The 13,232-nt window shown below is 40.7% G+C and carries 14 protein-coding genes; 8 read left to right on the plus strand and 6 right to left on the minus strand.

Going from position 1 to position 13,232, the window contains the following annotated elements; genetic code table 11:
- Positions 1-3: 3 nt before the first annotated feature.
- From WG989_RS20980 to WG989_RS16340, 3 genes are read left to right on the plus strand one after another with little or no spacing between them, the layout of a single operon-like run.
- A complete protein-coding gene (locus WG989_RS20980; RefSeq protein WP_445298480.1) occupies positions 4-342 on the plus strand; it encodes a DUF2752 domain-containing protein in 339 nt (112 codons plus the stop codon).
- The gene (locus WG989_RS16335; protein WP_340431034.1) at positions 342-677 is read left to right on the plus strand and encodes a CCC motif membrane protein; all 336 of its coding nucleotides are present in this window, start codon (positions 342-344) and stop codon (positions 675-677) included. Before WG989_RS20980 ends, WG989_RS16335 begins: the two co-directional genes overlap by 1 nt.
- 31 nt (positions 678-708) lie before the next feature.
- Positions 709-1,056, plus strand: coding sequence for a CCC motif membrane protein (locus tag WG989_RS16340; RefSeq protein WP_340431035.1), 348 nt, complete (start codon positions 709-711; stop codon positions 1,054-1,056).
- Positions 1,057-1,125: 69 nt separating this feature from the next.
- Here WG989_RS16340 and WG989_RS16345 read toward each other — a convergent pair whose 3' ends face one another.
- Entirely contained in the window at positions 1,126-1,908 is a 783-nt protein-coding gene (locus tag WG989_RS16345; protein WP_340431036.1) for an RDD family protein, read from the minus strand.
- Positions 1,909-2,003: 95 nt separating this feature from the next.
- Between WG989_RS16345 and WG989_RS16350 the strand changes: the two genes are divergently transcribed.
- The 5 genes from WG989_RS16350 (at position 2,004) to WG989_RS16370 (ending at position 7,460) form a co-directional block, all read left to right on the plus strand.
- Positions 2,004-3,011 carry a stage II sporulation protein M gene (locus tag WG989_RS16350; protein WP_340431037.1) on the plus strand — a complete coding sequence of 336 codons (1,008 nt, stop codon included), beginning with the start codon at positions 2,004-2,006 and terminating at the stop codon, positions 3,009-3,011.
- The gene (locus tag WG989_RS16355; protein ID WP_340431038.1) at positions 3,008-3,811 is read left to right on the plus strand and encodes a DUF4129 domain-containing protein; all 804 of its coding nucleotides are present in this window, start codon (positions 3,008-3,010) and stop codon (positions 3,809-3,811) included. The genes WG989_RS16350 and WG989_RS16355 overlap by 4 nt, the downstream gene beginning before the upstream one ends.
- Before the next feature lie 86 nt (positions 3,812-3,897).
- Positions 3,898-5,034: a DUF4350 domain-containing protein gene (locus WG989_RS16360; protein WP_340431039.1), complete on the plus strand. Its 1,137-nt coding sequence runs from the start codon at positions 3,898-3,900 to the stop codon at positions 5,032-5,034.
- A gap of 67 nt (positions 5,035-5,101) precedes the next feature.
- Positions 5,102-6,079 (plus strand): AAA family ATPase, encoded by a 978-nt coding sequence (locus WG989_RS16365; protein ID WP_340431040.1) that lies wholly within the window; start codon positions 5,102-5,104, stop codon positions 6,077-6,079.
- Position 6,080: 1 nt separating this feature from the next.
- Complete coding sequence (locus WG989_RS16370) at positions 6,081-7,460, plus strand: DUF58 domain-containing protein (protein ID WP_340431042.1); 1,380 nt, start codon at positions 6,081-6,083, stop codon at positions 7,458-7,460.
- A 7-nt stretch (positions 7,461-7,467) separates the two neighbouring features.
- Here the strand turns inward: WG989_RS16370 and WG989_RS16375 are convergent, their stop codons facing one another.
- The 5 genes from WG989_RS16375 to hisG all read right to left on the minus strand — a co-directional run bounded on the left by WG989_RS16375 (position 7,468) and on the right by hisG (position 13,007).
- Positions 7,468-8,289, minus strand: coding sequence for a universal stress protein (locus WG989_RS16375; protein WP_340431043.1), 822 nt, complete (start codon positions 8,287-8,289; stop codon positions 7,468-7,470).
- A 95-nt stretch (positions 8,290-8,384) separates the two neighbouring features.
- Entirely contained in the window at positions 8,385-9,527 is a 1,143-nt protein-coding gene (hisB, locus tag WG989_RS16380; protein WP_340431046.1) for a bifunctional histidinol-phosphatase/imidazoleglycerol-phosphate dehydratase HisB, read from the minus strand.
- Positions 9,528-9,578: 51 nt separating this feature from the next.
- On the minus strand, positions 9,579-10,631 hold the full coding sequence (gene hisC, locus WG989_RS16385) for a histidinol-phosphate transaminase (protein WP_340431048.1): 1,053 nt from the start codon (positions 10,629-10,631) through the stop codon (positions 9,579-9,581).
- Between the two features lie 63 nt (positions 10,632-10,694).
- The gene (gene hisD, locus WG989_RS16390) at positions 10,695-11,969 is read right to left on the minus strand and encodes a histidinol dehydrogenase (protein WP_340431050.1); all 1,275 of its coding nucleotides are present in this window, start codon (positions 11,967-11,969) and stop codon (positions 10,695-10,697) included.
- Between the two features lie 120 nt (positions 11,970-12,089).
- Positions 12,090-13,007, minus strand: coding sequence for an ATP phosphoribosyltransferase (gene hisG / locus WG989_RS16395; protein ID WP_340431053.1), 918 nt, complete (start codon positions 13,005-13,007; stop codon positions 12,090-12,092).
- Between the last annotated feature and the right edge of the window lie 225 nt (positions 13,008-13,232).

Raw genomic sequence — 13,232 nt, forward strand, 5'->3', positions numbered from 1 at the left:
AAAATGCAAACAATCCTGCTGAATAGTTTTTATTCGAATGCTATTCGCTGGCTGGAAAGCAATTTGCTTACCTGCCCCAGTAAACAACTTTTCCATCTTGAATGTCCGGGCTGTGGATTGCAGCGGAGCTATATTGCGTTGATGAAAGGAGATTTGCTCAACAGTTTTCAGTTATACCCTGCTGCCATTCCCATCTTATTCCTTTTCTGTTATCTTTTACTGCATTTATACTTTCGTTTTTCGAACGGAGCGAAGGTACTTTCGGGCCTTTATATTTTTTGTGCAATAATTATTCTCGTACATTATATTTACAAAATTGTAACTCACCAAAACTTAACTTAATGGAACAAAATCAGCAGGATTATTTATCAAACAACCCACAACAGGTACAACCACCATTACCTAACGCAACAGCTGTATTGGTATTAGGTATTTTGTCAATTGTTATTTGCTTTATTACAGGCATTATTGCACTGGTAATGGCAAAGAAGGACATGGCTTTGTATAATGCAAATCCGGGTATGTACAGCCCTGCATCATTGAGTAATATCAAAACCGGCCGCATTTGTGCCATCATTGGAATTGTATTGCAACTGGTCGGCATCCTCGTTTACATCATCTTTATTGTATTTCTTGTTGCATCAGTAGGTGCTGCTGCAAGTGGCGGTTTCGAATAACATCAACTTTTAACCATATCAAACCAACAACATGGATCAACTTCAAGCGCAACGTCCCTTACCAAACGCAACTGCCGTATTGGTACTTGGCATTTTATCAATCGTTACCTGTTTTTGTTACGGTATCCTTGGATTAATTCTCGGAATTATTGCCATTGTACTGGCTTCAAAAGACAAGAAACTCTTTGCCGAATCGCCTGACTTGTTTACACAGGCCAGTTTTAAGAATATGAATGCAGGCCGAATTTGTGCTATCATCGGAATTATTCTATCAGCCTTGTATCTTTTGTTTATTGTGATCTTTATTGCAATGATCGGAATGGATGCAATTGGCAATCCGGATGAAATGATGCGCAGAATGCAGGAAATGCAAAAATAAATTAATGACCAGTCATACAAAAGCCGTTTCAACTGAAACGGCTTTTTTGTATCCAATAGTTTTGCTGACTTATTCTCGTGTAGCTAAATAATTATAATCAGCGATCAACTGTTCCAGAAACAGATCCACTTCCATATCCGATTCAATGCCTAACACTGTCTTGATACGTCCGGCAATACGATGAGCTGTTTCAAAATTATTTCGTTTGTACGATTGATTCAATACCGTTTTGATGGTATTAATATCACGGTCGCTCAACTTCAACACTTGTGGAAATTTAACCTGGTAATCTTTTTGTGTGATCTCCATAAAAACAGTATCGTGTATGGAACTCTGAATACGTGTGTTCACAATAGCTGTATTTGCCGCAAGATCGCCCAGCCGCTGATTCTTTGCGGTAACAGCAATAATGATGATGACAATAATTCCAAACATTCCGACAATGATCAATTGATAAATGATCCAAAAGCCGGGATATACAAATGAAAATACAAGCGGCCATTCCCACACCCGAAAAAACCATCGCAGCAAATACTGGCTGATGGCAGGGTCGCCGCCATCCATACTCATTACACGAATCCCCATGGCCATTTTACCCAAACTCTGTCCGTGAAAAATGATCTCAAACACCAAATGATAGAGCAGGAGTGGAACCGAAACAAGCAGGATATCTATTCCCATGGCCGACTCACCTTCCAACTGCAAACCGGAATAAAGAAAGTAACGCATGAATACAGCATACGCCACCATGATCATCAGATCAAGAAAGTAAGCAACCAAACGCTTAAAGAAAGGTGCTATTTCAAAATCGAGTGAAATATTAAACGGTGTGCTGATCTGTACGTTCGACATACGATTGTTTCTGTTTGTAAAATAAAGGAATAATTTCTTCCACAGTTGGCGGTATTTAAAAATTACTTGGTATTTTCAATTTTTCCTGACTCACTATGAGAGAAGCACTGTTTATTAAAAAGAATGCGCAGAAATGGAATGAATACCAATACCTGCAAACCGAAGATCCGGATCAAATGGCTGACCGGTTTATTACATTGCTCGATGACTTGAGTTATGCCAAAACCTTTTATCCGCACAGTAAAGTAACCCGATGGATCAACAGTTTGGCAGTAAGTATTTACCAAACCATCTACCAAAATAAAAAGCAACGCTTTTCACGTCTCATTACATTCTGGCAATATGAATTGCCGTTGATGTTCCGTAAGTATCACCGGATGTTACTGTACACCTTTCTCATTTTTATTTTGTTTGTTTCAATGGCTGTTTTCTCATCAATGAAAGATGATGAATTTGTTCGTGGTGTATTAGGCGAGAATTATGTATCAATGACGGAAGAGAATATCGAAAAAGGCGATCCGTTTGGCGTATATCGTGACGACAGTCGTTTTTCAATGTTGGTGCGTATTGCGTTCAACAATATCAAGGTTGGTTTTTTAATGGTAGCAGGCGGTATCTTTTTTGGCATTGGTACAATGCTGGTATTTTTTCAGAACTGCATTATGCTGGGCAGTTTTCAATACATGTTCTTTGCAAAAGGTCTTGGCTGGCAAAGTGTGTTGGTGATCTGGATACACGGAACATTGGAAATTTCAGGAATGATCATTGAAGCATGTGCAGGTTTTGTACTTGCCAGAAGCATATTATTTCCGGGCACCTACGCAAGGTGGCACTCGTTTAAACGGGGTGTAAAAGATGCTATGAAAATTTGTGTAAGCCTTGTTCCCATTACCATTCTTGCTGCATTCCTTGAGAGTTATATTACCTACCTGAGTTCAAATGCGTTTGACAAATCAACAAATACATCGTTGCCAGTTGCCCTCAGTGTAAGTATATTAACTGTTTCCTTTCTTTTTATCGTTTGGTACTTTGTGATCTATCCCATCCGCTTGGAAAAACGATTGAATAACAACCCGGCACTTGCAGCTAAAATTTCCGCATGAGCAAATCCCTGAAACATGTATGGTTGATATTGCTGCTTCTCACCGGAGCAGTTGTATCGACGTATGCTCAGGAAATGGATACTGTTGTTGTGGAAGCTCCTGTAGCTGTAGATACAACTGCTGTTACAGATGAAGAATATTATGAAGATGATGATGAAGAAGAAATTGCTGCAGATACTTCGTTAGTGCAATCGTATTGGACTTATCCAATGGATAGTATTCAACGTATTAAAAAGGATAAAGATTTTGCCTATGCTGCAAAGCTGGATAGTTTGTTGCGAAAGCGTCAGGAGATGATGTTGAAAAAACAGAAAGAGCAGTCGCCTGACAAAGAACCAGTCGATATTTTTCCAATTGTGCGAACCATTCTGTGGATATTATTGATCGGCGCTTTACTGTTTGTGCTGTATCGTGTGTTTTTGTCCGACCGGGGTTTGTTTGCATCGCCCACACGCAATAAACAACTGGAAGTGGAAGATGAACCGGTAACAGATGAAATATATCTTGATCAGCAGTTGAATGAAGCTATCCGTAACAAGAATTATCGATTGGCAATTCGTTTTCTCTATCTGCAATCCTTGTCCCGGCTTGCAGAAAAAGGATGGTTGCAACTTTCGCCCGACAAAACCAACTACCAATACGTTCGTGAATTAGCAAAGCCGCAATTGAAACAAAGTTTTGCACGCATAACACTGCACTATGAATATGCATGGTATGGTGATTTCAACATTGCAGCAGATGTGTTTGAACCCGTTAAACAGGAATTTGATCAGTTTCACCAAAGCATCAAACAACATTGAGCCGTCTTTTACGATATTGTTTGTTCGTATGTTTCATCAGCGTACTCCATGCCTGCAACGACAAGGATGAAGTAAAGCTGCCAGACATGTCACGCAGTTATTCCAAGCGAAGTAAAAAACCGTTTGGCACGTACACTGCGTTTACGATGTTGCAAAATAAATACAGCGAAACTGGTGTGGAAACACTTACAAAACCTTTTTACGAGAACTGGATGTACAATCTTGGAAACAGGAATAGTTTGTATGTGGTAATAAGCCGCCGAATGTTGATGAGCGACAGAGACCGGGAAGCCTTGTTGCAATATGTAGATAATGGAAACCATGTGTTTATTTCAGCCGAGTATATCGATGATCAATTGCTCGATACATTAGGGATCAATGCACAATACTTCACAGTGAGCAGTATGTTTCAAACAAAAATGGATACCGCCGGACCGATGCATTTTACAACAGTATCGGCACTTCGTGAGGACACAAAAGCCCCTAAAAAATATGGCTTTTTTTATTATCCATTGGATGCACATTTTTTACGGCCCGATAGTATTGGTGCAGTAACACTTGGTGTTAACGAAGAAGATGCGCCCAATTATATTTCGCTTATTCATGGAAAAGGACGTTTCTTTTTTCATCTCAACCCCGAAGCCTTCAGTAATTATTTTTTATTGCAAAATGAGAATAAGGGGTACATGGAAGATGTATTCAGTTTTATGAGTGCACAACGACGGGCAGTTTATTGGGATGACTATTACCGCATTGGTAAATTACCAAACGAAAATTTTTCATCGTTTGCTGTATTCCTCAAATATCCGATGTTGAAATGGGCGCTCTTGTTAGGAATGGCATTAATGATCCTGTACATTTCATTCGCCAGTAAACGCAGGCAACGTTCTGTACCTATTAAACCGGTAAACAGCAACGCCAGTAAATCATTTGTTGAAACCATTGGCCGTTTGTATCTGCAGAAAAAAGACAATCCGAACATTGTTCATAAAATGACCACCTATTTTCTGGAATACATTCGTACTCATTACTATTTAAACACAGCGCATCTTAACCAGGAATTCTTTTCATCACTTTCACGGAAAAGTGGTGTACATGAAATGGAAGTAAAACAGTTTTTTCAATTCATACAGCAATTACAGGAATCGCATAAGGTAAGTGATGAAGAATTGCTGGAATACAATAACCGGATACAACAATTCATTAATAAGAAGTACGGATAGCGTACTTCAAACTTCGTACCTCGTACTTAAAACAAATTGAACAGACTTAATTTTTAAAATAGCATTCATGGAAAATCAATTTTTTGAACAACGGACTGATCTTACACAACTCAACAACGCTATTGCTACTATACGTGAAGCAGTGGGTAAAGTAATTGTAGGGCAGGAGCAGATGGTAGAGTTGATGATCGCCGGCATTTTGGCTGACGGACATATCCTTATTGAAGGTGTACCCGGCGTTGCCAAAACATTATCAGCGAAGTTGATGGCAAAATTAATTGACGCAGATTTTTCACGCATTCAGTTTACTCCTGATTTGATGCCAAGTGATGTGCTCGGCACATCGGTGTTCAATCCAAAAGAAGCCAGCTTCCAGTTCAAAGCCGGGCCTTTGTTCAGCAATATTGTATTGATCGATGAGATCAACCGTGCACCAGCAAAAACACAATCAGCTTTATTTGAAGTGATGGAAGAACGACAGGTAACAGTTGATGGTACGACCTATCAAATGACCGTTCCTTTCATGGTACTTGCTACGCAGAACCCGGTTGATCAGGAAGGTACGTATCGTTTACCGGAAGCACAGCTCGATCGTTTCCTGTTTAAAATTGAAGTTGGGTATCCAACTTTAGAAGAAGAGGTGATCATTCTTACGAATCAGCACCAGGCCGATAACCGTCATCTGTTAAATGAAATTGTAAAAGTATTATCCGCTTCAGATATTGCACATTACAGGGAAACGATTCGCCAGATAGTGGTAGAGCATAAACTGCTGGAATTTATTGCACGGATTGTGAATGAAACAAGAAACAATCCATCGCTGTTCCTGGGTGCCTCACCACGTGCATCATTGGCCATTGTAAAAGCATCCAAAGCATTTGCAGCTATGCGTGGCCGTGACTTTATTACACCTGAGGATATCATTGAAGTGGCACCGCATGTATTACGTCACCGCATCATTCTTACACCTGAAAAAGAAATGGAAGGTGTTACAGCCGATGAATTGATCGATCGTATCATCAAATCACTGGAGGTTCCAAGATAATATGTTCTGGCTACTACTATTAGCAGGTGGAGTAACGTATGTACTGTCGCAGTTTGTACTGAAGACCTTGTACATCAGCAACCGTTTTTTTCAACTGTTGGCAGTAAACATTTGCCTGTTTCTGATCGCCTTCTTTTTTCCCGCAATGGAAATGCCGGCACAGGTATTTTTCCTGCTACTGAGTATTGCGTTACTGGCCGACTTGTTTTTTCTTTTTGTGATCAACCGGAAACCGGCAATTGAACGCATCGTTCCAGAACGGTTAAGTAATGGTGATGAGAACCCGATTCAGCTTCAGCTAAAAAACAGGTATCCGTTTCAAATCAAAGTTGAACTGATTGATGAATTGCCGATGCAATTCCAAAAACGTGATTTCTCGATGAAGCTGCAATTAAAACCCGGTGAAAATCGTGTGTTGCATTATCATCTTCGTCCAACTGAGCGGGGTGAATATCAGTTTGGATTTGTGCAGGTATTTGTGCAATCGCTGCTGGGATTGGTCGAGCGGAAATTCACAGGTGCAGAAGAACGGATGATACCGGTGTATCCTTCGTTTATACGTATGCGTCAGTATCAACTACAGGCAGAAGCCGCCCAAACAAAAGAAGCAGGTAACCGCCGTTTGCGGAAGATCGGCCATAGCATGGAATTTGAACAGGTGAAAGAATATGTGCAGGGCGATGATGTACGCAATATCAACTGGAAAGCAACGGCACGCAAAACATCGTTGATGGTAAACTCGTACACCGATGAAAAAAGTCAGCAGGTGTATTGCGTAATCGATAAGGGACGTTTGATGAAAATGCCATTCAATGATCTCACATTACTTGATCATGCCATAAATGCAAGCCTGGTTATGTGTAATGTGGCATTGTACCGGCAGGATAAGTTTGGATTGCTCACTTTCAGTAATAAAATGGGATCGGTGTTGGCTGCTGATCGTAAACCGGTACAGTTGGAAAAAGTATTGCAGCTGCTCTATAATCAGCAAACAGCGTTTTTGGAATCCGATTTTGAATTATTGTACACACAAATAAGAGCTACAATAAAACAACGCAGTCTGCTTATTCTTTTCACCAACTTTGAATCACTGGCCGGTATGCAACGGCAAATGCTGTATCTGAAACGGATCGCCAAGTATCATTTATTATTACTTGTATTTTTTGAGAATACGGAGTTGAAACAGGTGTCCGTGCAAAATGTAAGTGATATTGAAGACCTCTATGTAAAAACAATTGCAGGCAAATACATGCATGAAAAACAGCTGATCGTAAAGGAACTGCAGAATGCAGGTATCCTGAGTATTTTAACCGCTCCGGAAAACGTAACGGTAAATACCATCAATAAATATATTGAGATCAAAACAAGACAGGCGATCTGACAATTCATTATTCATGCATCACCATCACCGGTACATTGCTGTGAAACACCAGTTCCTTCGTATGACTTCCTGAAAAGATCCGTTCAACCAGGTTGTGTTTTTGCGGTACCACCAATAATAATTCAATACTGAATTTTTCTGCGTATTCATTCAACCCTTCCACCATATCTTCTTTATCAATAAAATGATATTGGGGGTGATAATGACTGAACATGGTTTCAATCAAACCACTTTGAAAAGGCGTGTCGGCAGTCCATTGCCTGTTTTTGAAATCAACATTCAACACATGCAGTCTGGCTGCAGTTGACTTAACCAGTTCTTTCACCAGTTCATCCGGAATCGTTTTTACCACATCCCGGAAATCAGTGGTGAGTCCGATATCAGTGATCTTTTTAAATGCTGCATTTTCCGGCACAATCAACACCGGTACTTTACAATTTTTGGCAACAGCAAGTGTATTACTGCCCACCAATGTTTCTTTGAGTTTGCCTGCACCCGTAATGCCCATTACAATAAAAGCAACCTGCATGGCGTCGGTGAGATCATGTATCACTTCCAATAGTTTTCCATCAAAGAGTAAATGCTCAACTTTGATCAATGGCTCCAGTTCCGACAACTGATCCGCCAATAATTTCAATTCACGTTTATTGATCTCACGCATACCCTCAGGCGTAATTTCAATACCCTGATACAAGGGATAAACCAATGGCGCCTGAAAGGCATGAATGAGCATAAGTTTGCCACCCACTTGTTTGGCATATTGTAATGCATATGATGCAGCATTGAGAGATGTTGAAGAAAAATCAACCGGCACAAGAATCGTTTTCATACTAACTAAGTTTCTATAAAACTAATTGTATGATCTTCCCTGAACCATGATAATTGTCAGAATGTTGGCAATCATCAATCATTGAGTGAGGTGATCTATAACACGCCTTTGGTTGACGGCAGGTAGTTGCTCAACGGATCACGCTTCACCGCCATGCGGATGGCTTTCGCAAATGCTTTGAAGATGGCTTCGATCTTGTGATGTTCATTATCGCCATGACATTCGATATTGAGATTGCATTTCGCAGCATCACTGAACGATTTGAAGAAGTGAAAGAACATTTCTGTTGGCATTTCGCCGATCTTCTCACGTTTGAATGTTGCATTCCAAACGATCCAGTTGCGCCCGCCAAAATCGATCAACACTTTTGCATCGGCTTCATCCATTGGTAATGCAAAACCATAACGCTCCATGCCACGTTTATCAGCCAATGCTTTGCCAAACGCTTCACCTAATGCTAGTCCGGTATCTTCAATGGTATGGTGTTCATCAATATGGAGATCACCGTTGGTGCTGATGTTGAGGTCCATTTTGCCGTGACGTGCGATCTGGTCGAGCATATGATCAAAGAAACCAATCCCCGTATGGATGCTGGCTTTGCCGCTGCCATCAACATTCAGTTCAACGCTGATCTTTGTTTCGTTTGTATTACGTTCATGCGTAACCGTACGCAAACCGAGTTTGAGAAATTCATAGATCTCTTTCCAGTTTGGTGTTTCTAACACAATTGTTGATTCACGCAGCTCTGTTACTTTATCCTGAATTTCAGCAGCACCAAGATTTGCATCAATATTCATCCAGATGGCTTTGCAGCCAAGGTTCTTTGCAAGTTGTACATCAGTAATACGATCACCGATCACAACTGAATTTGCCAGATCGTATTCCGGATTATTGAGGTATTTCGTGAACATGCCAACACCAGGCTTTCGGGTTGAAGCATTTTCATGAGGAAACGTTCGATCGATGAGTACATCGCTAAAGACAATGCCTTCATTCGCTAAACTCTTTACAACGAAATTATGTACGGGCCAGAAAGTATCTTCAGGAAAAGCATCGGTACCCATACCATCCTGGTTGGTGGGCATCACCAATTCATAATCAAGCTCAGCTGCGATCTTACGTAGGTAAAAGAATACATCAGGATAGAAACTGAGTTTATCAAACGAATCCAGTTGATAAGTAGGAGGGGCTTCATTAATTAATGTCCCGTCTCTGTCGATAAATAATACTCGTTTCATGTTCCTTTGTTTTTGCTGTTGTTGATTTTGCTTGTAGCGTTAAAGTTAATTCTAAACAATAAACTTCTGTAGAGCGCTCAATAACTCATCATTCTCTTTTGCAGTTCCAACAGTGATACGCAGTGATCCTTCGCACAACAAAACTTTACTGCGATCACGCACAACGATCTGATTGGCGAGTAAGTATTCATAAATGCCTCTTGCATCAACTACTTTCACTAAAAGAAAGTTCGCATCACTTGGATAAACTTTTTCAACCACGGCAAGCTTTGGTAATTCTGTTTCCAAACGTTTGCGTTCTTTCACCAGTTCTTTTATCATCTCGTTTACATCTTCTACATTGTCCAACGCTTTTACTACTAATTCCTGCACTGCTTCGCTGATGTTATACGGCGGTTTAATTTTGTTATATACATTGATGATCTCTTCACTTGCAAATGCCATACCTAAACGTAAACCAGCCAATCCCCATGCTTTGCTGAGTGTTTGAATTACCACGAGGTTCGGGTAATCGGCGAGCAATGTGACCAATGAACGTTGACGGGAGAAATTAATATATGCTTCATCCACCACCACAATTCCATCAAAATTATTCAGCACCATTTCAATATCTGCCATGTTGATGCTGTTTCCTGTTGGGTTATTGGGTGAACAAATCCAGATGAGTTTGGTATGTTCATCCACCAAGGTTTCCATGTGTGCAAGGTTCAATTGAAAGTCATCCAGCAACGGTGCTTTGCGTAATTCAATATCGTTGATGTTGGCACTTACTTCATACATACCATAAGTTGGTGGACAAATGATTACATTATCGACACCGGGATTGCAGAATGCACGGTACAGCAGATCAATACATTCATCGCTGCCATTACCAATGAAAATCTGTTTGGGTGAAACGCCTTTTATCGCAGATAATTTTTGTTTGATCTTTTGCTGCTGAGGATCGGGGTAACGGTTGTACCATTTCAGCAATGGTGAGCCAATGCTGTTTTCATTTGCATCCAAATACACCTTCGCTTCGCCGTGAAATTCATCACGTGCAGAAGAGTAGGGAACAAGGGCTTTGATATTTTCTCTGAGTAAACTGCTTAAATCGAACGACATAATAATATTGTGAATGGTCAATGTATCCTGACTTTGTATTTACCATGAACTATCGGCTATCAACTATTGGCTTCTCTTCCTCACCGCATTCGCATGCGCCTCTAAGCCTTCAGCCTCCGCCATCAATTCAACAGCTTTTCCAATATTCTGTAAACCTTCTTTTGTTAATTTCTGATAAGTGATCTTCTTCACGAAACTATCTACACTTACACCACTGTATGCTTTTGCATAACCGTTGGTTGGTAACGTATGATTGGTGCCACTGGCATAATCGCCTACACTTTCGGGTGAATAGTTGCCAAGGAAGATCGACCCTGCATTGGTGATCTGTTCAGCAATTGTTTCATCATCTGTACAACTGATGATCAGATGTTCAGCGGCATATTCATTCACCAACTCAATCATTTCTGTTGTGCTGTGTAGCAATATGGCTTTACTGTTCTCCAATGCTTTTGCCGCAAATTCTTTACGTGGCAATTGTTCCAGTTGCTTTGCAGTCTCGATCAATACTTCGTTGATCATTGCTTCAGAAGTGCTCACCAGTAACACCTGCGAATCAACGCCATGTTCCGCCTGCGACAACAGATCAGCAGCAACAAACGATGCATTCGCAGTATCATCAGCCATTACACATACTTCACTCGGGCCGGCGGGCATATCAATGGCAACCCCATCTTTTTGTACTAACTGTTTGGCACAGGTTACATATTGATTACCGGGGCCGAAAATCTTATAAACCTGCGGAACAGATTCTGTACCATATGCCATTGCAGCAATGGCCTGCGCACCGCCTGTTTTGAATATTTTTGTAATGCCCACCAGTTTCGCTGTATATAAAATAGCGGCATTGATCTTCCCATCTTTGCCGGGAGGTGTACACAGAATAATTTCTTTGCACCCTGCAATTTTTGCAGGAATACTCAACATTAAAATAGTAGAGAACAGGGGAGCAGTACCACCGGGAATATACAACCCAACTTTTTCAATGGCTACTGATTTGCGCCAGCAAACAACACCGGGCATGGTTTCTACTTTCTCAACAGTGCTTACTTGTTTTGAATGGAACGTTTCAATGTTCTTTTTTGCCAGCGCAATCGCATCTTTCAATTCGCTGCTGATAGTTTCAGATGCGGCATCGATCTCTTCTTTTGAAACCAACAATTCATCAACCGATACTTTATCGTAAATGGTTGAGAACCGTTTCAACGCTTCATCGCCACTTGCTTTCACCTGGTGAAGAATATTTGTTACACTTGCTTCCAGTGATGATGAATCAATTGCCGGGCGTTTGAGCAACCTGCTCCACTCACTTTTCTTTGGATGTTTTATGATCTGCATATTTATCAGCCGTCCCTACGGGACGAAACGTTTTGTTTGCATTTTTTTTCTACCCACCAAAGGTCTCTACGGGACAAGATGGTTTTAAGTCCTCCCTTTTAGGGGTGGATTTAGGTGGGGTTACATCACCATCTTCTCAATCGGCACTACCAATATACCTTCAGCACCTGCGGCTTTCAACTGTTCAATTTTTTCCCAGAACTCATCTTCACTCAATACACTGTGTACGCTGCTCCAGCCGCCTTCTGCCAATGGCAATACTGTTGGGCTACGCATACCGGGGAGGAGCGCAATGATGTCACTCAACTTTTCGTTTGGTGCATTCATCAACACATATTTGTTACGCTTTGCTTTCTTGACGGCTTTGATACGGAATAGCAATTTATCTAACAACAACTCCTGTTCTTTGTTGAGTTTGTTGTTTTTGATCAACACCGATTGTGATTGCAAAATGGTTTCTACTTCTTTCAATCCATTCATAAAAAGAGTAGAACCACTGCTTACCAGATCAACCACCACATCAGCTAACCCAATGCCCGGTGCAATTTCAACACTGCCACTGATCTCGTGTACATCGCCACTGATGTTATTCTTCTTTAAAAACTCATTTACTAAAAACGGATAACTGGTAGCAATACGTTTGCCATCGAGACTTTGTACACCTTGATAAGTTTCGCTACGTGGAATAGCCAAACTCAAACGACATTTACCAAAACCAAGCTTTTCAACGATCTCCGCTTTCTTGTTTTTTTCAAACAATACATTTTCACCCACAATGCCAATATCAGCAACGCCATCTTCAACGTATTGTGGTATATCATCATCACGCAAAAAGAAAACTTCCATGGGGAATGTATCACTTTCTGTTTTCAAACGGTCTTTTACATTACGTAATTCAATACCGCATTCGTTCAACAGTTTTACGGAATCATCATACAATCGTCCACTCTTTTGAATTGCAATCCGGAGCTTCGATGGTTTTTCTGCATTACCTCCGCTTATTTCGCTAAGCGGGGTGTATTTTTTTTCCTGCATCATATTTACTTTAGTTCGTTTGTTTCAGTTCAGGCAATAAAAAAAGGCCTACTTCCGTAAGCCCTCTACTATTGTTATACACAACGCATCATCTGGCTTACCTGTTTGGGCAAGTATGGTGATGATGTGTATGTGCGTTTAAAATCATGGCGCAAAAATAAGGGCAGAATCTGAAATCACAAATATTTTATTAAAGTGTTTCTTGTTCACGAGTGTTAGTAAGAAGGC

This window comes from Lacibacter sp. H407, from assembly GCF_037892605.1.
GTDB lineage: Bacteria > Bacteroidota > Bacteroidia > Chitinophagales > Chitinophagaceae > Lacibacter.